Annotated in this window: 21 protein-coding genes; 20 read left to right on the forward strand and 1 reads right to left on the reverse strand. The window is 28.1% G+C overall.

The annotated features are described in order from the left end of the window. Positions 1–8: 8 nt before the first annotated feature. Genes RWY47_RS16915 through RWY47_RS16925 form a run of 3 tightly spaced genes read left to right on the forward strand, consistent with a single transcriptional unit; the run spans position 9 to position 2,827 of the window. Entirely contained in the window at positions 9–764 is a 756-nt protein-coding gene (locus RWY47_RS16915) for a flagellar hook-basal body complex protein (protein WP_224170399.1), read from the forward strand. A 17-nt stretch (positions 765–781) separates the two neighbouring features. After that, positions 782–1,672 (forward strand): flagellar motor switch protein FliM, encoded by an 891-nt coding sequence (locus RWY47_RS16920; protein ID WP_021429723.1) that lies wholly within the window; start codon positions 782–784, stop codon positions 1,670–1,672. Between the two features lie 36 nt (positions 1,673–1,708). After that, the gene (locus RWY47_RS16925; RefSeq protein WP_025162524.1) at positions 1,709–2,827 is read left to right on the forward strand and encodes a hypothetical protein; all 1,119 of its coding nucleotides are present in this window, start codon (positions 1,709–1,711) and stop codon (positions 2,825–2,827) included. A gap of 44 nt (positions 2,828–2,871) precedes the next feature. Here the strand turns inward: RWY47_RS16925 and RWY47_RS16930 are convergent, their stop codons facing one another. Next, positions 2,872–3,057 carry a hypothetical protein gene (locus RWY47_RS16930; protein WP_029878197.1) on the reverse strand — a complete coding sequence of 62 codons (186 nt, stop codon included), beginning with the start codon at positions 3,055–3,057 and terminating at the stop codon, positions 2,872–2,874. A 338-nt stretch (positions 3,058–3,395) separates the two neighbouring features. Between RWY47_RS16930 and RWY47_RS16935 the strand changes: the two genes are divergently transcribed. The 17 genes from RWY47_RS16935 (at position 3,396) to RWY47_RS17015 (ending at position 21,856) form a co-directional block, all read left to right on the forward strand. Further along, complete coding sequence (locus tag RWY47_RS16935; protein ID WP_025162525.1) at positions 3,396–3,716, forward strand: MazG-like family protein; 321 nt, start codon at positions 3,396–3,398, stop codon at positions 3,714–3,716. A 202-nt stretch (positions 3,717–3,918) separates the two neighbouring features. After that, the gene (gene murQ, locus RWY47_RS16940; RefSeq protein WP_224170400.1) at positions 3,919–4,824 is read left to right on the forward strand and encodes an N-acetylmuramic acid 6-phosphate etherase; all 906 of its coding nucleotides are present in this window, start codon (positions 3,919–3,921) and stop codon (positions 4,822–4,824) included. Positions 4,825–4,845: 21 nt separating this feature from the next. Further along, positions 4,846–6,207: a PTS transporter subunit EIIC gene (locus RWY47_RS16945; RefSeq protein ID WP_224170401.1), complete on the forward strand. Its 1,362-nt coding sequence runs from the start codon at positions 4,846–4,848 to the stop codon at positions 6,205–6,207. A gap of 163 nt (positions 6,208–6,370) precedes the next feature. Further along, entirely contained in the window at positions 6,371–7,444 is a 1,074-nt protein-coding gene (locus tag RWY47_RS16950) for a DUF871 domain-containing protein (RefSeq protein ID WP_021429634.1), read from the forward strand. A 3-nt stretch (positions 7,445–7,447) separates the two neighbouring features. After that, positions 7,448–8,293 carry a MurR/RpiR family transcriptional regulator gene (locus tag RWY47_RS16955; protein ID WP_021429740.1) on the forward strand — a complete coding sequence of 282 codons (846 nt, stop codon included), beginning with the start codon at positions 7,448–7,450 and terminating at the stop codon, positions 8,291–8,293. 419 nt (positions 8,294–8,712) lie between these two features. Further along, on the forward strand, positions 8,713–9,339 hold the full coding sequence (locus RWY47_RS16960; protein WP_264319118.1) for a hypothetical protein: 627 nt from the start codon (positions 8,713–8,715) through the stop codon (positions 9,337–9,339). Between the two features lie 324 nt (positions 9,340–9,663). Next, positions 9,664–10,356 carry a polyphosphate polymerase domain-containing protein gene (locus tag RWY47_RS16965; protein ID WP_142729923.1) on the forward strand — a complete coding sequence of 231 codons (693 nt, stop codon included), beginning with the start codon at positions 9,664–9,666 and terminating at the stop codon, positions 10,354–10,356. Between the two features lie 12 nt (positions 10,357–10,368). After that, positions 10,369–11,037: a DUF4956 domain-containing protein gene (locus tag RWY47_RS16970; protein WP_025162910.1), complete on the forward strand. Its 669-nt coding sequence runs from the start codon at positions 10,369–10,371 to the stop codon at positions 11,035–11,037. A gap of 10 nt (positions 11,038–11,047) precedes the next feature. Beyond that, on the forward strand, positions 11,048–12,559 hold the full coding sequence (locus tag RWY47_RS16975; protein WP_224170402.1) for a CotH kinase family protein: 1,512 nt from the start codon (positions 11,048–11,050) through the stop codon (positions 12,557–12,559). Positions 12,560–12,574: 15 nt separating this feature from the next. Further along, entirely contained in the window at positions 12,575–14,641 is a 2,067-nt protein-coding gene (locus RWY47_RS16980; RefSeq protein ID WP_224170403.1) for a hypothetical protein, read from the forward strand. A gap of 13 nt (positions 14,642–14,654) precedes the next feature. After that, entirely contained in the window at positions 14,655–15,791 is a 1,137-nt protein-coding gene (locus RWY47_RS16985; protein ID WP_025162913.1) for a HEAT repeat domain-containing protein, read from the forward strand. Then, the gene (locus RWY47_RS16990; protein WP_142729926.1) at positions 15,785–17,194 is read left to right on the forward strand and encodes a glycosyltransferase family 2 protein; all 1,410 of its coding nucleotides are present in this window, start codon (positions 15,785–15,787) and stop codon (positions 17,192–17,194) included. The genes RWY47_RS16985 and RWY47_RS16990 overlap by 7 nt, the downstream gene beginning before the upstream one ends. 104 nt (positions 17,195–17,298) lie before the next feature. Beyond that, on the forward strand, positions 17,299–18,069 hold the full coding sequence (locus RWY47_RS16995) for a LamB/YcsF family protein (protein ID WP_150843168.1): 771 nt from the start codon (positions 17,299–17,301) through the stop codon (positions 18,067–18,069). 14 nt (positions 18,070–18,083) lie between these two features. Continuing rightward, positions 18,084–19,274, forward strand: a complete 1,191-nt coding sequence (locus RWY47_RS17000; protein ID WP_150843167.1) for an NRAMP family divalent metal transporter — start codon at positions 18,084–18,086, stop codon at positions 19,272–19,274. Positions 19,275–19,303: 29 nt separating this feature from the next. Next, the gene (gene pxpB / locus RWY47_RS17005; protein WP_150843166.1) at positions 19,304–19,999 is read left to right on the forward strand and encodes a 5-oxoprolinase subunit PxpB; all 696 of its coding nucleotides are present in this window, start codon (positions 19,304–19,306) and stop codon (positions 19,997–19,999) included. Further along, on the forward strand, positions 19,999–21,015 hold the full coding sequence (locus tag RWY47_RS17010; RefSeq protein WP_224170404.1) for a biotin-dependent carboxyltransferase family protein: 1,017 nt from the start codon (positions 19,999–20,001) through the stop codon (positions 21,013–21,015). Before pxpB ends, RWY47_RS17010 begins: the two co-directional genes overlap by 1 nt. Positions 21,016–21,286: 271 nt before the next feature. Further along, entirely contained in the window at positions 21,287–21,856 is a 570-nt protein-coding gene (locus RWY47_RS17015; protein WP_224170405.1) for a hypothetical protein, read from the forward strand. Positions 21,857–21,868 lie beyond the last annotated feature (12 nt).

Here is a 21,868-nt window from a genome sequence, read left to right on the forward strand (position 1 = left end):
TATAAAATATGTATAATATAATGCATAATAGTAAGTCTGGGATGTTATCAAGTCAATCTAATATAGATTTGATTTCAAATAATATAACAAATTCACAGACTGTAGGATATAAAAAATTAGATGCTAATTTTTTAGATTTATATCAAGAATCATTACATAAAAATTCATACCCAACTAACTCTACAAGTGTTAGAACTGGTACTGGAAGTAGGATATCTCAAGCAACTAGAAATTATGAACAAGGTGCAATTAAAGAAACTAAAATAAATACTAATTTAGCAATAGATGGAGATGGCTTTTTTAGAGTGATGAGATCAGATGGAAGCTACGCATACACAAGAAATGGAGAATTTAATTTAGATTCAACTGGTAAATTAGTAGATGATAAGGGTAATATATTAGATATACAACCTTTAAATGGGAATGGTAAAAATATTAATCTAAAAAATGGAGATTTAAGTATACATAAGAATGGGGAAATATATCTAGATAATAACAAAGTTGGAGTGATTAATTTATATCAACCTAAAGGAGATGCTGATTTTGTATCAGTAGGAGATAATTTATTTACTGCAAAGCTAACTAATGTTGAAGCTGTACAAAATAAAAGCATATTACAAGGACATGTAGAAATGTCTAATGTAAACATGCAAGATGAGATGGTAAATTTAATAATGGCTCAAAGGTCATTTCAGTATAACAGCAAGGGTATACAGGTAGGAGACGATATGTGGTCAATGGTAAACAATCTTCAAAGTAGATAGAATCGGAGGCATATAAAATGGAAATTACAATCAGAGATTATGATTTTAAAAAACCTCAAAGATATTCTGCTGATAATATGAGATTTTTATCACTTATAGCTGAAGACTTTTGCAAGTATATGAATTTAAATATAGCATATGATTTAAAACAGAAAAGCATAAATGCTAAACTTAAAAAAGTAAGGCAAACTAATTTTGAAGAATTTATGAAATCGATTGAATATGAATCGATAATAATAGAACATGACATATTACCCTTAGTAAAGGGACTTATATATCAAATGGATAAAACAGTAGCTCTTACACTTATAGATTTAATGTTAGGTGGAGATGGAAGCTTTAAAAATAAAAATAGAGAACTAACTGAAATTGATAAGCATCTAATTTTGAATATTGCTGAAACTTTTATAAAAAGGTTACACATAGTAGAAGGATGTAATAAAAGGGAAGTTTCAAATATTTATACCAATATTGAATCCAGTAATAAGTTTTCAGTAAGTGAGTCTGTACTTATTGCACAAATGACTATGTATAATGGTAACGAAGAAATTGGAAAGATGCATTTTTGCAATCCTTATTGTTGTATGGAGCCAGTACTTGAACAATTAGAAACAAAAAAACTTCTAAAAACTAGAGATATAGAAGGTCAATATGAATTTACCAATGCTATATATCAAAACATTTGTAGTGTAAAGGCTGATATGACTGCAACATTAGGAAATACAAACATATCTGTAAGAGACCTTATTAATTTAAATGTAGGAGATGTTTTGAAACTAGACAATAAAGCGAATGGAGTTGCACTACTTAGCGTAAATGGATATAATGTTTATGAGTGTAAGCCAGGGCTTATAAAAAATAAAAAAGGACTTATTATAGTAGACACAATAGATAAACAACAACCATAGATAACAAAGTTCATTTGTAAAGGGTGAAAATTATATATGACAAAGATACTAAAAAGCAAATATAGTAGCAGTGGCGAACGATGTGTTGATGCATGTCTGAATTATGGTGAATTAAGGTTTATAAACGAAGATGGATCACCTGTGAGTATTGAAATACCTCTAGATAAATATGAAGAAGCTATAGCGGACTTTGAAGATAGAATAAAGGAAGGTATGACACATGCAACATTAGAGCCAAAGGAGATATTAAAAAGAGGAGCTTTTACATACAATCAAGCTAAAATTATAGCTAATGAAGGTAAAGTAAGAGGAGTAGAATTTTTTGAAATTGATGGAAGTGTAGAAACAGAACATATACTAGGCATGTCAGGGTGTATAGAATATGCACTATCTATATGGAATGGAGATTCGAAAAATGAAGCGCTTATCAAATCTATTTTGAGAAGTATAAAAATTTACGGAGATAAATTTATTGAAAGTATAAACTTGGATAATACTGTGGATAAAAGTGAATACTGTAGATTTGCAAATAGTCTACACTCTACGAATAATTCACTTGATATAGATTTGTATAAATATAGAAACCATACAATAGAAGATGATTTTTATTTAGAAGACGAAAAAAATTATCAAAAGATTAACAATGTGAAACTGATATTAGGTATTTTAGGAGGGACATTAGCCTTCTTTATATTGGCTCTTATTACTAACTTTGGGAAATTATTAAATAATTCTTATATATACATATTGCTAAACATAGTAGGAATAGGTGCAGGAGGATTTGCAACAGCTAGATTATCAAAATTAATACTTGATAAATATATAAAAAATACTAATCAAGAAGTTATGGAAATGTTCAATGAAGAAGTTGAAAGAGTTTCAAGAGATAATTTATTAACAGAAAAAGAAATTTACATAATCTTAAAAAATATTACAAAAGGTGAATTTTCAAAACTACTTTTAGATATGAAAGGTAGTGTAAATAAGAAAATTTCTAGTGTTAATATAGTTAATAAGGAAAGTAAATTTATATTAGATGCAAGAAGATATGTAATATTACCAAGTGAATATGAAATAAAGCAAGCATTAGACTCACTAGTTAATGGATATAAATCAAAGTTAGATAATGATTATAATGTAGAAAATGTAAAATAACATGAAAAAAAGAGCTATATAAATAGCTCTTTTTTATTTAAGTTTTAACTTTCAAGTCCTTTTTTCATTGGAGAGAATACTAACCCTGAAAATATAAGTCCACATAATGCGCAACCTACATAAAGTACAGGAGTTAATACAGGTTTATCTAGTAAATTTCCAGATATACCACAGATTAGTCCTAATAATAAGAACATAACCATATTATAACTTCTTCTCAACCGATCCATTGCTGATTACAACCCCCTTTAAATTTACGAAAATCGTAGGAAGTAAAAACACGAGGTAGCCAATTAAATTTCAGATTAGCTACATATATATATATTAACACAAATTTAATACTAAACCAATAAAACTAGGTATTTTACCTATTTTGTTAATAATATTTAACATTAAAATTCTATTAAATATATATTAAAGTTTGAGAAAAAAGATATAAGAGGATATACCTGGGTTAGCGACATTTAAAGTTGAACTTTGCTTGTGGAGCAAAACATGTATAGCCTCTTATACCTAAGACTTATGTTATACTAAATATGGTGTTTAATTAAAGAAAAGAGGTATAACAATGAATAACAAAACATTAGTTAATTTTGAAGAAATTCAAAAACTAACAGAAATAGATAAAAAAACAATAGAGCAAAGGGCTTTAAAATTAACAGAAGAAACAGGAGAAGTAGCACAGGCGATACTTAGCAGTATAAACGCATGTGGATGTGGATATAAAAATAAGTCAAAGCATGATATAACTGAAGAATGCTTAGATGTTATTATAGTTGCAAGTTCAATAATAAGTCAAAACTATGAAAATGAAGTGGATATTGAACTTATAAAAGAAATATACAATAAAAAATTAGTAAAATGGAAAGAAAAGTGCAGTCAAAAGTAGAAGTTAACTCATAAAAAGTGAGTTAACTTTTTTAGTTTTATGAAAATGTATTCGCTTAAATAGATTAATAGAATATAAGTTTTTGTCACATATATAAAATAATATTTCTTTATTTGTAAAATATATTGAAATGATATTTCAAAAGTGGTATTATGAAATTACAAATAAGAAAACGAATTCATGAAAATATGGAGGTAAAAAAATGGATAAATTAAACTTATCGAAATTAACAACAGAAAGTAGAAACCAAAACACATTAAATATAGATAAAGTATCAACTTTAGAAATGGTTAAGATGATAAATGAAGAAGATAAAAAGGTAGCAAATGCAATAGAAATAGAACTACCTCAAATAGCAGAAGCTATAGATGGAATAGTAGAGAGAATGCAAAAAGGTGGAAGGCTAATATATATAGGTGCAGGAACTTCTGGAAGGTTAGGAATACTAGATGCATCAGAATGTCCTCCAACATATGGAGTATCAGAAGAATTAGTTCAAGGATTAATAGCAGGAGGTCAAGAAGCCATATTTAGAGCTAAAGAAGGTGCTGAAGATTCTAAAGAATTAGCTGTATTAGATTTAAAGGACAAGCATTTAAATGAAAATGATACGGTAGTAGGTATAGCTGCATCAGGTAGAACACCATATGTAATAGGGGGATTAGAGTATGCAAATAAAATAGGAGCCCTAACGATATCAGTTACATGTAATGCAGACTCACAAGTAGCAAAAGAAGCTAAAATAGCAATATCTCCAGTTGTTGGAGCAGAAGTTGTAACAGGATCTACAAGATTAAAGTCAGGGACAGCACAAAAATTAGTATTAAATATGCTATCAACAGGAAGCATGATAAAAATGGGAAAAGTATATGGAAACTTAATGGTAGACGTAAAAGCAACAAATGAAAAATTAGTTGAAAGATCTAAAAAAATAGTGTGTGAAGCGACAGGAGTAAGTTTTAAAGAAGCAGAAACTATTTTAAATGAAACTGGTTTTGATGTAAAGTTATCTATATTTATGATCTTGTCAAACTTAGAAAAAGAAGAAGCTAAAGTAATATTAGAAATGAATAATGGATATATAGCAAAAGCTCTTAAAAATATATAAAAATAGATAGGAGGAATTGTAATGACAAACCAAGAAATAGCAAAAAATTTAATTGACTTAGTTGGTGGAAAAGAAAATATTAAAAGTGTACAAAACTGTATGACACGTTGTAGACTTGAACTTTTTGATTATTCAAAAGTTCAAATGGAAGAATTGAAAAAGTCAGAAGGTGCATTGGGAGTAGTTCAAGCAGAAGGACAATTACAAATTATTTATGGACCAGGTAAAGTAAATAAAGTAACTGAAGAAGTAAATAAGATAGTTGGTAAAAAAGTTTTATTAGGTGATGATGCAATAAAAGAAACAAAAGATAAACTAAAGAAAAAAAATAATACAAAATTCAAAAATGCACTTAAAAAAGTTGGAAATATATTTATACCTTTAATACCATTATTTGTAGCATGTGGATTGGTTTTAGCAGTTAACAATATTGCAGGTGTATATTTTGGAGAAGCATATACAAGTACAACTGCAGCTAAGATAATAGGGTTAATAGGAAACGGAGTTTTCTCAGTTTTATCTATATTAGTTGGATTAAATGCAGCAAAAGAATTTGGATCACAAATGCCTATGATGGGTGGAGTACTTGGAGGGATTTTATCATCTCCAGTACTTGCTGATATAAATTTATTTGGAATGACATTAACACCAGGTAGAGGTGGAATAATATCAGTAATACTAGTTGCACTATTAGCGGTTTATATTGAAAAAGGATGTAAAAAAGTAGTACCAGATGTGCTAGACTTATTTATAACACCACTAGTGACACTAACAGTTTCAGTTTTAGTTGCATTATTAATATTGCAACCAGTAGGTGGATTTATATCTGATTCAATAGGCTTAGTAGTAGCAAATACTGTAGCATCAGGAAATATGCTAGTTTCTGTTATATCAGGAGCAGTGTCAGGAGCATTATTCCTACCATTAGTTATGACTGGAATGCATCAAGCTTTAACACCTATACATGCAGATTTAATAGCAAGTACAGGGTCAACAGTTTTACTTCCAATACTGGCAACAGCAGGTATGGCTCAAGTAGGGGCTACAATAGCAGTTTTTAAAAAGACTAAAAATAAAAGATTAAAAGAAACAGCAAAAAATGGATTAGTACCAGGTTTTTTAGGTATAGGAGAGCCTTTAATATATGGAGTAACATTACCTCTTGGAAAACCTTTCCTAGGAGCTTGTTTAGGAGCTGGAATAGGTGGAGCAGTAATGGCATTTTTCAAAGTTGGAGCAGTTGCAATGGGAGTATCAGGATTACCACTTGCACTATTAATAGCTGATGGAAAAATGTTTGTATTCTTAATTGGAGTTGTAGCATCATACGTAGGTGGATACTTCTTTACAGAATTATTAGGGTTTGAAGATCCAGTAGAATAAAAAATAGTAAAGGACTGACCTAAGGTTTGGGCACTCCAGATATAATACTAAGTTGTGCTCCCAAAGCTTATAAAGATGCTTTGAAGGTCGCTACAAATTAGCATTATATCTGGACCCAGCAAATAAGGTCAGTCCGTTTTTATATGACGAGGAGGAAGTACTTATGAGTTTAGGATTTTCAGTTTATTTTGGACTAGATAATACAAAAGATGAAAATATACAATTATTAAAAGATGCTAATGAGCTAGGATTTACTAGGATTTTCACATCACTTCATATTCCAGAAGCTAATTATGATATTTTAAAAGTTGAAGTGAGAGAGTTTTTTGAATTAGCAAAACAATATGATATGGATATAATTAGTGATATATCTCCAAATACTTTTAAATTTTTAGATTTAGATAACATGGATTTAAAAGGATTAAGAGATATGGGAGTAAAAACTATAAGAATTGACTTTGGATACACAGAAGAAGAGATCTCTAATATGAGTAAAAATGATTATGGTATACAAATACAATTAAATGCGTCTACAGTAACAGAATCGTTTTTCAAAAACTTAGATAAATTTTCGCCAAATTATGAAAATATAGATGCCCTTCACAACTTTTACCCAAGAATCGGAACAGGGATATCTGAGGAATGCATGTTAGAAAAGAATAAGATTTTAAATGATAGAGGAATAAAGGTATGTGCATTTGTTCAATCTAATAACAGAAAAAGAAGTCCATTAAAAGATGGGTTACCAACATTAGAAGATCATAGGAATAAAGATGTAAGACAAGCTGCAAATCATTTGTTTGCAATAGGAAATCAGTCAGTTTTTATAGGTGATTCACTTCCAAGCAAACAAGAGTTAAATGATTTAGCTAATCTTTTCACTGAAGGAGTAGAATTAAGAATAAAAGTAGATACTAAAGAGAAAGTTTCGTTAAAATTATTAGAAGAAATATATAGTTCACGAACTGATGGAGCAAGAGATGCTATAAGAGCTAGTGAAAGTAGGTTAATATTAAATGGAAATAATATAAAACCTGAAAATACAGTAGATAAAAATTATGGAGATATAACTATAGACAATGAAGGATACAAGAGGTATATGGGAGAGCTTCAAATTTTAACTACAACTCAAGCTCACGATGCTAGAATAAATAAAGTAGCATCAGTTTTACAAGATGACTTTTATCTATTAAAATATATAAAGGATGGTAAAAAGTTTTATTTTAGAAAGGTTTAAGTTATGAATATTTTAGAGTATATAAAACAAAATTATGAAGATTTTACAGATAGCGAGAAGCTTATAGCTGACTATTTACTTTCTAATAATGAGAGTATAATTAATTTATCAGCTAAAGAAATAGGGGAAATAACAAATACTTCGGCAGCTACATTGATTAGATTTTCAAAAAAGTTAGGTTTTGAAAGTTTAAATGAAATGAAGTTAAAGTTATCTATGAGTTTAAGAGATATAAAAGAAAAAGCTGATTTTGAGTATATAAACAAAAAACTTGAGACAACAGATATAATATATGGGATAAAAAAATCGATTGATAAAGTTATGGATAAAACTGTAAATTTAATTCAAGAAGAAGATTTAGAAAAAGCGATAGAGTTACTTTCTAAAGCAAAGAATATATATATATATAGTGTTGGAGTTTCAGGATTAGTAGGACAAGATTTTTATTATAAATTAAGTAGAATAAATAAAAGATGTATAGCACATGTGGATACTCACTTACAAATTACTTCATCTATTTTAATGGAGCCTGAAGATGTAGCAGTTGCAATATCATATTCGGGAACGACAAAAGAAGTAATAAAGTGTGTAGAAAATGCAAATAAAAATAATGTTCCAGTGATAAGTATAACAAAGGCAAGTATAAGTAATAAATTGGAAGATTTATCTGATATAACATTAAAGGTTCCTTATGTAGAAAAATCTTTAAGAGAAGGAGCTATGAGCTCAAGAATATCTCAACTTGCGATAATCGATATGCTATTTATAGGTATGGCTAAAGAAAATATCGAAGAAGTAGAAAATAAATTAGTAGCAACAAGAGAAGCAGTAAAAGATTTAAAGTTATAAGTAAAGATAGGGATATAGTTGTATTTTGCTACACAAGCAAAAAGACGCTTGAAATGTAGCTAAAATACAACTATATCCCTATGCTTATTGTGGAAGAGAAGAAGAAGAAGAAGAGGATGTATTTTGCTACACAAGCAAAAGACGCTTGAAATGTAACTAAAATACAACTATATCCCTATGCTTATTGTGGAAAAGAAAAAGAAGAAGGGTGTAGGTAGTTGATTTTAAACACTTAAAAGTCAGAGACTTTGGTGTTAAGAGTCAACTACCTACACCCTTCTTTACAATATAAAGTAAATCCACAAATTATGAGAAACTAGTGAAAAATATGAAGGAATTTAACTAAAGGAAAACTATCGAATTTAAGTGAATAGATAATATAAAACAAATAGAATAATATTAAGCAAAGGAGTTAACAAATGAATAAAGAAGGAAAAGTTGTAGTAGTCTCAACCATTTTAACAACTGCACTAGTTTCAGGGTTTACTTTATCACAAGCTCCCATTCTTGCAAATGAAGAATATAAGAGGGTAGAGAAGCAAGAAGTAGCTTTAAAAAATATTGAAGATAAGATTGATAAACAAGAAAATCAAAAAGATGAAATCACTAAAGAAGATGAAACTACGGTCAAATCTAATGGAAATGAAAAAAAACATAAAAAAGATTATTACGTCAATAAAAATTCAAATCAGCAGACATCAATAAATTCTCAGTATAAACCTACAAATGAACAACAAAATCAAGTAAAACCTTCAGTAAAGCCTGATGAACCGATAACACCGGAAAAACCAGTAGAACCTCCAGTAAAACCTGATGAACCAACAACACCGGAAAAGCCAGTAGAACCTCCAGTAAAACCTGATGAACCGACAACACCAGAAAAGCCAGTAGAACCTCCAGTAAAACCTGATGAACCGATAGCACCTGAAAGACCAGAGGATCCTATAGTGAAACCAGAAGAAGAATCAGATAAATCAAATACAAGTAGTAATCTAGGTGAGGAAGTAAGTCAAAATGTTTACTATAATGATATTAATAAAAAATAAATTTATTAGTAAGTTTTAATATATAAATAAAAATAACTTAATTTTGATAGGGATAATCAATAGATTACATCAAAGTTAAGTTATTTTTTGATGCAACAGATTTAGAAATACAATAAAAGAGAAAAATTTATTAAAATATATAAACATTGGGTATATCAATTAAGTAAAGATGTATAATATTAGCTTAAGTTAATAAAATAATTACATTTTTTACCATTAAATAAATAAAATATTGTCTATAATGTCGAAAAAAATAAAAAAATATCGTATTATGTTAGAATGTAGAATATATTAACTAGGAAATTTTCAGAAGGAGTGTAAATTTTGATAGTAAATAGAAGAGAACTTAAATACCCGATAGGTGAAACAGATTATTACAAAGTTAATGAACTTTTTAAGGAGGTATTAACACCCGATCCAAACAATAAAAGTTATGGGTACCGTATACGAAGCTTATACTTTGATAGTTTAAACAATGATGATTATTATGCAAAAGTAAATGGAGAAGAGATAAGAAAAAAAATAAGGTTGAGAATATATGACACTAAAACAGATAAGGTCAAACTTGAAATAAAGCGAAAGATGAATGTAAGTCAAAGAAAAGAGACAACTACTATAAGTAGAGAAGATGCAATTGCTCTTATAAATAAAGACTATAGTGTACTTTTAAATTATGAAAATGACACAGCTAAATCTGCGTACAATATAATGACTATAGGTCAATATAGACCAGTAGTGCTTGTAGATTACAATAGAAGGGCTTATATACATAATGAAAATAATATACGAGTTACATTAGACAGTGATATAAAGTCTAATGAATTTGACTTTGATATGTTTAACGAAGATATATTAATGACACCTATTGTAGATTATTATAATGCAGTTTTAGAAGTTAAATTTGATGGGGAACTATTTTGTTGGATATCGCAAGCTTTAGCTGGATTAGACACAACAAACAGATCTCTTAGTAAGTATTGTAGCTCAAGACAGTTTTTTGAAAATTATATATTATAAGGATGTGGTGGAATGAAGGAAACATTATATAAATACTTAACAAATCAAAGTGGAACTATAACAGCTTTTGGAGCATTGGAAACAATGTGTATAGCATTATTACTATCGGTAGTAGTATTTTGGACATACAAAATAACATTTAGCGGAGTTATGTACAATAGAAAATTTAACGTATCTTTAGTAATGCTCACTTTAGTTACAACTATGGTAATGATAGTTATTGGTAGTGATATAGCTTTATCTCTAGGTATGGTAGGGGCACTATCTATAGTTCGTTTTAGGACTGCAATAAAGGACCCAAGAGATACTGGTTATATATTTTGGTGTATAGCAATAGGCCTTAGTGTAGGTAGCTCAAATTATATGGTAGCAATTATAGGCTCATTATTCTTATTTGCAGTTTTATCTATGTTTAGTTTTAGTGGATTTGGAAAAGAAGACAGATATATATTAATAATAAGAGGTTTAAGAGAAAAAGAAGAAGAGATTATGAGATGTGTATTTAACTCATTTAAAGGGAGTCAATTAAGAGCTAAAAATTCAGTAGGAGACAATATAGAAATAATATATCAGATAAAAATTAAAAATAATGAAGATAAAAATATTATAGGTAGCTTATATAGTATAGAAGGGGTTAGCACTGTAAATATAGTTGCTCAAAATGGAGAGACAATAGGTTAGGGGATATATTATGAAAAAAGATATATTTAAAAGCTTTGTAGCAATTACTTTTTTATTTTTAACATTATTAATAGTAGCAAACCTAAGTAATATAAAAGAATTATCGCAAAAAGAATTCGAAAAAGTTAAACAAAAAAACTTCAAAGCATATCAACAAGAAAGTAAAATAAGCAAAGATTACAACTTACCTATAGTTCTGATTGATACAGATGGAAACAGCATCAAAAGAGAAGATAAAACTGTAGGACAAATTCAAATTTATGATAATAAATCAGGATTAAATAGATTAAGTGATACACCGAACCTCACAAGTAGAGCGAGTTTTAAAATAAGAGGAAATAGTACTAGTAAGTACCCTAAAAAACAATACATAATAAAACTTATGGATAAAAAAGGTGGGGAGAAAGAAAAAAGTTTACTAGGAATGCCAAGAGATTCTGAATGGGTGTTAAATGCGCCTTTTGCAGATAAATCTTTAATGAGAAATTATATAGCATTAGAAACATCTAGCAAAATAATGGGATATGCACCTAGGGTAAAATTTTGTGAAGTGTTTTTAGTAGATAACAAAAGTCTTAATATAGATGATTCTAATTATCAAGGTGTATATATGATGATTGAAAAAATCAATAGAGGAGAAGACAGAGTAGATATAACTAAAACTATAGAGGGAAGAAATGATACTAGTTTCATATTAGCTAAAAATAGACAAAAAGAAGGAGATATAGAAGTTGATAGTTATGGGAAAGAAATTTCATTATATAATAATGGATTAAATATTGAATATCCTAAAAAAGATTTAACACCCGGGAAATACCGATACATACAAAGATATATAAGTGAGTTTGAAAGAATGCTTTATTCTGATAAATTTAATGATCCAGATATAGGATATAAAAAATATATTGATGATGATTCATTTGTTGATTTTTATATAATTAATGAATTTTTTAAAAATACTGATGCTGGAATTTATAGTACATATATGTATAAGGACTATAATGGAAAAATGAAAGCTGGTCCAGTTTGGGATTTCAATCAATCATTAGGAAATCATACTGAAGATATAGGACAACCATATGACTATAAAGGGTTTTTTATGAATCAAAGACCTTGGTTTGATAGATTAATTGAAGATAAGTTATTTGCTAATAAAGTTGTAAATAGATACAAAGAACTGAGAAAAACTTATTTAAGCGATGAATATTTGATAGGAGAAATCGATGAAGCTCAAGGAAAATTAGGAAAATCAATTGAAAGGAATTTTAATAAATGGCCAATTAAACTGTGTAATCAAGCAGAGGTATTTGAGGAGAATAGTTCAGATTTATTTAGTGATTCGAATATAAAAACTCCACAAGAATATATTGAATTTTTAGATAAACACTCCCATTTGCTAAAATCCACAGAAGGCAAAGCTAAATCATATGAAGAAGAGTTAAACTTAATGAAAAATTTTATAAAAAATAGAGGTAAGTGGATGGATCAAAATATAAATACCTTAAGTAAGTGGGCGATTTAATAGGAGTGAAATTAGATGAAGAAGTTTTTAACTATTTGTATATTAGTTTTTGCAATAGGTACGGTTGTATTTCAAAATTTTATATCAAATGATATTTTTGCAAAAAATAAGACTTATTTTGTGAAAACTAAAGGAAAAGATATTTATATAGCTAAGAATGATAAATGGGAAAATTTAAAAGTCGTAGGTGTAGATTTGAATTCTACTAAACCCGGTGTATTTCCAAGTGAAAATATGATAAGTGAAGAAGAATATTTAAGATGGATAAGTTATATTTATGATATGGGGGCTAACTGTATAAAGGTTTCGCATACAATGGATGCTAGCTTTTACGATGCACTACATAAATTCAATAAAGATAAAAAGAATCCTATATACTTAATGCAAGGAATTTACTTTGATGAAAAATTGCTTAACAATGGTAAAGACCCGGAAGGGAAAACTGCATCTGAAGCATTTAAAAATAATATTAAAATTGCAATAGATTCTGTTCATGGAAATTTAAATAACTTAAAAAAATCAGATATATTTGAAAGATATAAGACAGATGTATCAAAATATGTTATTGGGTATAGCGTAGGAATTGAATTTGCAAAGCATGACATAATATATGCAGATATAATGAACAAAAAATCTCCGTACAAGGGGAAATATATGTATACAAATAAAGATGCATCTTCATTTGTATCATACCTAGCTAGTATGGGAGATTATTTAACTAAATATGAATTTGAAAAATACAAAAAACAAAGTTTAATAAGTTTTATAGGTACATCTCCATCAAATATAATCAATAAGAAATCGAGTAAAGATGAAAAAGAAATAAAAAACTTTGTAGATGTTAGTAATATAAAAAGGACAAGATCACTAAAAACAGGTATAGTTGCTAGTTACAATATATATCCATCTTTTACGGATTTAAAAGAATATCAGGACAATATGGATGAATACTTTAAAAAGATTAATGATCATTATAAAATACCCGTTATAATCGGAGAAATGGGCGTCCCATCAAGCAGGGCAGGCGGAGATTTTAACAAAGATGTTAACAAAGGCTATATTACTGAGCAGGAACAGGGTAAAGCTTTGGTTAGTGCATACAGAGCTATAAAAAAATCGGGAATTTCAGGATGCTTTATATTTGAGTTTCAAGATAGCTGGGCATCTTCGTCATGGAATACTAAAGATAGCAAAATCTTAGATAGATCAGCTTATTGGAGTGATGCACAAACATATAGTCAAAGCTTTGGACTTATGGACTTTGAGCCAGGTAAAGTAAATGAAACTCCATACCCGGATGATAGCTTAAGTGATTGGAATAATAGTGATATTTTAAATAAAAATGATAAATTAAGTTTATATGCAAAAAGTGATGATAAGTATCTATATTTAATGGTTAAGTCACAAAGAAAGCTTAATTTAAAGAAAGAAGGATTGTATATAGATTTAGATGTAACTCCTAAGTCAGGATCAAATAAAAGTACTCAGTATAATCTGAAATTTGATAAACCTGTAGATTTTATAATTAGTATAAATGACAATGAAAATTCTATGGTATCAGTACATGAATACTATAATAGATTTAACTTTTATGAAAACAAAACACTTTATGAACAACGACCAGATTTAATAAAAAATACACCTGATATGGACTATTTCTCACCTATTTATATGGATATAAGACCTAAGATGTATGTTAAATCATTGAATGAGACATTAAATAAAATAAGTTATGAGACTGGCAAATTAACTAAAGGCAATGGAAATCCTAATAGCAAAAACTATAATTCAGCTACAGATTATTATATAGGAGACAATTATGTAGAGGTTCGTATACCATGGGGTCTTATAAACTTTATGGATCCTTCAACAAAACAAATTCAAGATGATTTTTATAAAGAATTTAAGACTAAGCCTCTAAGAATAAATGCTATAAATATAGGAGTAACTGAAAAAGAAGAGAATAACACTATAAATAGATTAAATAGCAAAGCGTACAATTTAAAGGGATGGAATGTACCTGAGTATCATGAGCGTTTAAAGCAATCTTATTATATAGTTAAAGATGAGTTGAAAAAGTAAAGAGGAAAAATTTATGAAAAATATAGTTGATATATATTTAGTACTGAGCTTTTTTATTTATATAATAGCTTGTGCTGTTATTTATATGATAGCAAAAGATATTTTAAACTTTAGATTTTTGAAAAAAGTAAAAGCTATAAAGCCAAAGTTTGAAGCTGAAATTTTAAAACAATTGAGTTGTGTAAAAAATGGAACTGATATATCCAAAATGGATATATCATATGTTATAGAGAAATTAAAATATAAACCCTATATTAAGGTTTTTAATAATACTATAGAAGTTTTTAATAAAGATAGAAATAATCATAAATATACAAAAACTTATATGGAGAATTTCGAAGATATAGTAAATAGATACGTTTTAAAGCATAAATTAAAGGATAATACATTAAAAACATATATGGCTATAAATCTAGGAGAATACAAGCTTAGTAATTACGAAATAAGTGAGTTTTTACTAAGTTGTATAAATACTAAATCTATATATCTAAGAGTAACAGCATTAGAATCAATATCGAAAATAGGAAATATAAATACATTGAAAAGTGCTATTGAATATGTATCTAAAGAAGAAAAATATATAAATAATAAAGTTTTCACAGATATAATAAATCAATTTGGAGGAGACAAAAGTGAATTAGATAAATATTTGATAAATGATTTTAAAGAGTTTAATGAAAGCCTACAAAAAGTAATTGTTGGACATTTTAAAAATAATAAAATTGAATTTGTAAAAGAAGAACTATTAAACCTATTAAAAGATAATATAAGTAAAGAAATTAATATAAGTATAGTAAAATACTTTACTATTATAAAGTATGATGAATGTAAGGATACAATCATTGAATTGTTAAATAATGGGGATTGGGAATATAGAGCTGTATGTGCAATTGCTTTAAAAAATTATAAGTGTAAATGTAGTGAAAAAGCACTTTTAAAAAGTATAAATGACAAAAATTGGTATGTTAGATATAACTCTGCAATAAGCATATTAAAATTTGGTGATAAAGATTTAATAAACTATATATTGGAAAATGATGACAAATATGCAAAAGATATACTTTTCTATGCAATGTTTATGGACAACAAGATATCGTATGAAGAGTATTTAGAAAAATTAGAGGAGATAGAGGTAGAATATCAATGTTAAGATTATTCGTAGATTATTTAAATGCGTTCTTTTTATATTATATGTTTATTTACGCTATAGTATTTTTTATATCTACTATATTTGCTATTTTAAATTTAAATGAAGATAAACGTAATAAAATGTATTTAAACGAACTTTCACTGAAAAGCACAGATAACTATGTACCTGTTTCTATATTAGTTCCAGCGTATAATGAGGAAGAAACAATTTGTGATTGTGTTGAATCGTTATCGTATGTAGATTACCCAGAATATGAAATTATAGTTATAGATGATGGGTCAAATGATGATACTTCTAATAAATTAATAAATAAATTTGAATTAAAAAAAGTTCCAAGACCTATAAGAAGATTGGTTAAATGTAAGAGTGAACAATTTGTATATGAAGGTTATATCAAAGATGGTATAAAGTTGACATTGGTAAAAAAAGAAAATGGAGGAAAAGCAGATGCATTAAATATGGGCATAAATGTATCCAAATATCCATTGTTTATTTCTTTGGATGCAGATTCAATTTTACAACGTGATTCAATTAGTAATATAGTTATGCCATTTATGGAAGATGATACAACTATAGCTGTAGGAGGTAGTATAAAAGTAGCCAATCAAGTTGTTTTAGATAAAGGCCAAGTTATTAAAGTAATGCCACCTAAAAAGATTCTTACAATATTTCAAACAATAGAATATTATAGAGTGTTTTTAACAACAAGGGTTTGGTTTAATAGTTTTAATGGGAATTTAATAATATCAGGAGCGTTTGGATTATTTAAAAAAAATGCAGTTTTAAATGTAGGGGGTTATGATACAGATACTGTAGGGGAAGATATGGACCTTGTGGTAAAACTTCATTCTTTTTATAGAAAAAATAAGATCAAATATAAAATTAAGTATGAATACAAAGCTATATGTTGGTCGCAAGTTCCGGAAAAACTTAAGGATTTAAAAGGGCAAAGAAGACGATGGCATATAGGCCTAATCACTAGTTTAAATAGTCATAGATACATATTTTTAAATCCTAAATACGGCTTAGTAGGTATTTTTTCTTTTCTTTACTTTGTTGTGTATGAAATGTTTTCATGTATAATTGATGTTTTTGGGTTGATTATAATTTTAATATCGTATTTTAGTGGATTACTTAATTTAAAATTTTTAATCACTTTTTTATTTATATATATTTTCTATAGTGTAATAATTTCTTTGACAGCGATAATACTTGAAAATTACATGTTTAAATATATTTTAAAATTATCAACTTTATTAAAGCTCATGTTATTTGCATTTCTTGAAAGTTTTGGGTATAGGCAACTATGTTCATGGTATAGGATAACAGGCTTTATTGGATACAGAAAAAGAAAATATCAATGGAATAAAATAAGTAGAAAAAAACAAAATAAGATAAAATAAAATAATGGTATGACTTAAATTAAGTCATACCATTATTTTTTTATTCATAAAATTTAAGTAGGACAATAAATAAAAATTAAAAATGTCTATAGGGGGAATAGAATTTGTATAAAGTAGATTTAAATAGTGATTTAGGAGAAAGTTTTGGTTGTTATAAAATAGGTATGGATGAGGAGGTTTTAAAGCATATAACCTCAGCAAATATAGCTTGTGGCTTTCATGCAGGCGATCCAATACAAATGGATAAAACTGTAAAATTAGCGATGGAAAATAATGTGCAAATAGGAGCTCATCCAGGGTTTATGGATATTATAGGATTTGGAAGAAGAGAAATGAAGATTAGTAAAGATGAAGTTAAGGCTTATGTAAAATATCAATTAGGTGCACTAAATTCTTTTGTTATTTCAAATGGAGCAAATATACAACATGTAAAAGCTCATGGTGCTCTTTACAATATGGCAGCGAAAGATTATGAGATATCTTTATCTATAGCACAAGCAGTATATGAGGTTGATAAAAATATAATACTTCTTGGACTTGCAAATAGCTCAATTATAGATGCTGGGAAAGATGTAGGATTAAGGGTTGCAAATGAAGTATTTGCAGATAGAGCATACAATAGCGATGGAACGTTAGTATCAAGAAGTATTGAAGGATCTATTATACATGATCCAAATATAGCAATAAAAAGAGTTATAAAAATGGTAAAAGAAAATAAAGTAGAGGATATAAATGGAAAAGACATAGATATCAAAGCTGATTCTATATGTGTACATGGAGATAATCCTAAAGCTATAGAATTTGTAAAAAGTATAAGAGCAGAGCTTATAAAGGAAGACATAAATATATGTTGCATAAGTGAAGTTATTAAATAATTGGAGGGGTATTTATGTCTAATAAAAAAAACTTAACAGCTCTTATGGGAGCAGCTTTTATAATGGCTACTTCAGCTATTGGACCGGGCTTTTTAACTCAAACAGCTAAGTTTACAGAGTTATATGGAGCAAGTTTTGGTTTTGTAGTTTTAATGACTACTATATTTTTTGTTGGAGCACAGCTTAATGTATGGAGAATAATAGGCGTATCTGGGCTTAGAGGGCAGGATATAGCAAATAAGGTTTTGCCGGGATTAGGTTATTTTATAGCTATATTAGTAGGAATAGGAGGACTTGCATTTAATATTGGAAATGTAGGGGGAGCAGCACTTGGGGTAAATGTAATGTTTAATTCCAATGTTACAATATCTACTTTAGTATGTGGTTTTATAGCGATAGCAATTTTTTTAATAAAAGAATCTGGGCCAATAATAGACAGATTTACAAGATTCTTAGCAATTATAGTAATAGTTGTAGTAGGATATGTTTCTATAATAAACAAACCTGATATGTATCAAGTTGTAAAAGGAACATTTATTCCAGAAAATCCAGGCAGATTGATTTTTCCAATAATAACTCTTTTAGGCGGTAGTGTAGGAGGATATATAACTTTTGCAGGAGGACACAGACTTATTGATGCGGGAATAACAGGAGAAGAGAATTTAAAGGATGTAACAAAATCTTCGATATTAGGGATAAGTGTAGCAACTATAGTAAGAATTTTATTATTTTTAGCGGTATTTGCAGTTGTTTCACAAGGATTAAGTTTAGATCCTGAAAATCCAGCTGCATCAGCTTTTAAATATGGAGCTGGAAATTTAGGATATAAATTTTTTGGATTAGTATTGTGGAGTGCTAGTATAACATCAGTTATTGGAGCTGCATATACATCTGTCTCTTTCATAAAAACGCTTCATCCATTAATAGATAAACATGAAAATAAATTTATAATTTTGTTTATATTTATGTCAACATTAATAATGGCAGCAGTAGGAAAGCCAGCAAGTTTACTTATTTTAGCTGGGTCTTTAAATGGATTGATTCTTCCTATTACCTTAGGTGTTATACTATTAGCATCCAAAAACAAAGAAATTGTGGGTGAATATAAGCATCCAAAATGGTTATTAATTTTAGGGGTTTTAGTAGTAATAGTTACTGCTGTAGGTGGTTTGATATCGCTTAAAGATATAACGAAGTTATTTTAAAAATACTTTTTGGGGGGACAAAATTAGTTATGGAAACAAAATACTTATTAGCGGGAGATAAAGCTATAGTAGTTGAATTTGGAGATATTATAGATGAAGATATAAATAGAAAAGTTATAAATTTAATGAAGAGTATAGAATCGTCTAGTTTGATTGATTCTATATATGAGATGATACCAACATATAGATCTCTTATGATAATTTATAACCCTTTAAAAATAACATTTAATGATCTTATAAACTCAGTAAAAAATATAGAATGCAATTTGAAAATTCTAGATAAAAGAGAAAAAAATATAATTAAGATACCTGTTTTGTATGGAAATGACTGTGGTCCTGATATAGATACTGTTGCAAAACATAATAGATTAAGCATTGAAGATGTTATAAGACTTCATAGTGAAGCTGAATACTTAGTTTATATGTTAGGATTTACTCCTGGGTTTACATACTTAGGGGGAATGAACAGTAAACTAGAGACTCCTAGGTTAGATAATCCAAGGGTTAAAATACCGGAAGGATCTGTAGGGATAGCTGGAAAACAGACAGGAGTATATCCTATAGAGAGCCCTGGAGGATGGCAATTAATAGGAAGAACACCTATTAAATTGTATAATCCTAAAAGAGAAAATCCTATACTATTAAAAGCAGGAGATTATGTGAAGTTTACACCTATAACAAAGGATGAGTTCAATACATTTTTAAATGAAGGGGGAGTTAATTAGTGGGAGCTAAAGTTTTAAATAAAGGATTACTAAGCTTAATTCAAGGTGGTTCTAGGATAGGGTTTCAACAATATGGAGTTCCTGTTTCTGGAGCAATGGATGATTATTCATTAAGAGTTGCAAATGTGTTAGTTGGAAATGATGAATATGAAGCATGTATAGAATCATTAATAATTGGACCCACTATAGAGTTCGATGAGAAATCTATCATAGCAATAACTGGTGGAGATTTAGGTCCTATGTTAAATGGAATTAGAATTGATATGTATAGAAGTTATATTGTAAGTAGTGGAGATATATTATCTTTTTCTGGGATGAAAAATGGATGTAGAACTTATATTGCATTTGGTGGAGGAATAGACGTACCTATTGTTATGGGGAGTAAGTCAACGTATATAAAAGGCAATCTAGGAGGATATAAAGGTAGGGAACTCAGAGATGAAGACTATATAAGACTTTTAAAATTTGATGGAAATATAAACTCAATTTTGCCTAAAAAATATGCAAAAGAGTATGATAAAGAAATTATATTAAGAGCAATAAGGGGACCACAAGATAATATGTTTGACTCAAAAAATATAAAAACTTTTTATAACTCTGTATATACTATAACAAATGAATGTGACAGAATGGGGTATAGATTATCTGGGGATAAAATTAATCATTTAGATGGTGCAGATATAGTTTCAGATGGAATAGCGTTTGGGGCAATTCAAATTCCAGGACATGGAAATCCTATTATTATGATGTCGGATAGACAGACAGTAGGAGGTTATACAAAAATAGCTAATGTTATAAGCGTAGATCTATGCAAATTAGCTCAATGTAAACCCGGAGATAAAGTTAAATTTAAAGAAGTAGATATATATGAGGCGCATAGAACTTTAAAAAAATATGAAGATGAAATTTCTGAAATTAAGAACAATATAAAAAAGTTTGAATTAGTGAATGAAAAATTTTACAGTATAAATTTAAATGGGGTTAATTATAGTACTATATGTGAAGAAATACGTTGAATTTTAACAACTTTTAATAAATGAAAAAATTACCAATATATAATTATATTGGTAATTTTTTTATTTATTTTACTCATACCATTTAACAATCACTATATTTAGGACAAACCTTAACGCTACTCATAATACCTGTTATTTTTAATTTAAAGATTTAATAGTATTTTTTTAAGATTCTGTACAAAATTTTAAAAAAATACTAATTTCGACAAAAACTTACAGTTAAAAAGTGTATACTCGTAGTAATAACAAAAAGTATTAAAGGAGTGATTCCATGAAAATAAAATTTGATTTATTTAGACGGGAAAATTCTAACTGTAATGAAAAAAATTACATAGCAGAAAATAACAAAAGCTATTTAAATAGAAAGTATGCAGGATATAGTTACTTAAAAGAATTTAACTTAAATAAAGACTACTTAGATAAGTCTGATTTTGAATCTGGAGGTAAAGGGTTTTTAAAAAAAATAGATTGGGCTAAGTCTAGTGATAGAATAAAAGAAATTAAATCATTAAATGAAGAAGACTGTTATACCTCTGAATTTAAAAAAAATTCACTGTATTATAAATCTCTATATATATGTCCTAGCTGCAATAGTCATATGCTTTACAAAATTAGAGCATATAATATAGATACCGAATTTAAAAATAAAAATAAAAGGATACATCATATATATACGTGTCCAGATTGCAAAATATTTTTAGCATCAATTAGGATATATAGCAAAATACATTCTAGATGGATAGGAAATAAGCTTTCGAACTATGCACTTATAAGTGATAGTTACCCAAGATTAAGGTATAAAAAAATTTTAAACTATACTGAAGGTCTACACAGCGATTAATAAGTAAATATT

Origin of the sequence: Paraclostridium sp. MRS3W1, assembly GCF_032465715.1 — a bacterium.
Classification (GTDB): Bacteria; Bacillota; Clostridia; order Peptostreptococcales; family Peptostreptococcaceae; genus Paraclostridium; species Paraclostridium dentum.

What these genes read in the sequence shown, in the direction of transcription:
- pxpB (WP_150843166.1), top strand. Translation starts at nt 19,304, where the DNA reads ATGGAAACAAAATACTTATTAGCGGGAGATAAAGCTATAGTAGTTGAA.
- RWY47_RS16955 (WP_021429740.1), top strand. Translation starts at nt 7,448, where the DNA reads ATGAATATTTTAGAGTATATAAAACAAAATTATGAAGATTTTACAGAT.
- RWY47_RS16930 (WP_029878197.1), bottom strand. Translation starts at nt 3,057, where the DNA reads ATGGATCGGTTGAGAAGAAGTTATAATATGGTTATGTTCTTATTATTA.
- RWY47_RS16945 (WP_224170401.1), top strand. Translation starts at nt 4,846, where the DNA reads ATGACAAACCAAGAAATAGCAAAAAATTTAATTGACTTAGTTGGTGGA.
- RWY47_RS16915 (WP_224170399.1), top strand. Translation starts at nt 9, where the DNA reads ATGTATAATATAATGCATAATAGTAAGTCTGGGATGTTATCAAGTCAA.
- RWY47_RS16985 (WP_025162913.1), top strand. Translation starts at nt 14,655, where the DNA reads ATGAAAAATATAGTTGATATATATTTAGTACTGAGCTTTTTTATTTAT.
- RWY47_RS16960 (WP_264319118.1), top strand. Translation starts at nt 8,713, where the DNA reads ATGAATAAAGAAGGAAAAGTTGTAGTAGTCTCAACCATTTTAACAACT.
- RWY47_RS17015 (WP_224170405.1), top strand. Translation starts at nt 21,287, where the DNA reads ATGAAAATAAAATTTGATTTATTTAGACGGGAAAATTCTAACTGTAAT.
- RWY47_RS16970 (WP_025162910.1), top strand. Translation starts at nt 10,369, where the DNA reads ATGAAGGAAACATTATATAAATACTTAACAAATCAAAGTGGAACTATA.
- murQ (WP_224170400.1), top strand. Translation starts at nt 3,919, where the DNA reads ATGGATAAATTAAACTTATCGAAATTAACAACAGAAAGTAGAAACCAA.
- RWY47_RS16950 (WP_021429634.1), top strand. Translation starts at nt 6,371, where the DNA reads ATGAGTTTAGGATTTTCAGTTTATTTTGGACTAGATAATACAAAAGAT.
- RWY47_RS16980 (WP_224170403.1), top strand. Translation starts at nt 12,575, where the DNA reads ATGAAGAAGTTTTTAACTATTTGTATATTAGTTTTTGCAATAGGTACG.
- RWY47_RS16990 (WP_142729926.1), top strand. Translation starts at nt 15,785, where the DNA reads ATGTTAAGATTATTCGTAGATTATTTAAATGCGTTCTTTTTATATTAT.
- RWY47_RS16925 (WP_025162524.1), top strand. Translation starts at nt 1,709, where the DNA reads ATGACAAAGATACTAAAAAGCAAATATAGTAGCAGTGGCGAACGATGT.
- RWY47_RS17000 (WP_150843167.1), top strand. Translation starts at nt 18,084, where the DNA reads ATGTCTAATAAAAAAAACTTAACAGCTCTTATGGGAGCAGCTTTTATA.
- RWY47_RS16975 (WP_224170402.1), top strand. Translation starts at nt 11,048, where the DNA reads ATGAAAAAAGATATATTTAAAAGCTTTGTAGCAATTACTTTTTTATTT.
- RWY47_RS16920 (WP_021429723.1), top strand. Translation starts at nt 782, where the DNA reads ATGGAAATTACAATCAGAGATTATGATTTTAAAAAACCTCAAAGATAT.
- RWY47_RS16935 (WP_025162525.1), top strand. Translation starts at nt 3,396, where the DNA reads ATGAATAACAAAACATTAGTTAATTTTGAAGAAATTCAAAAACTAACA.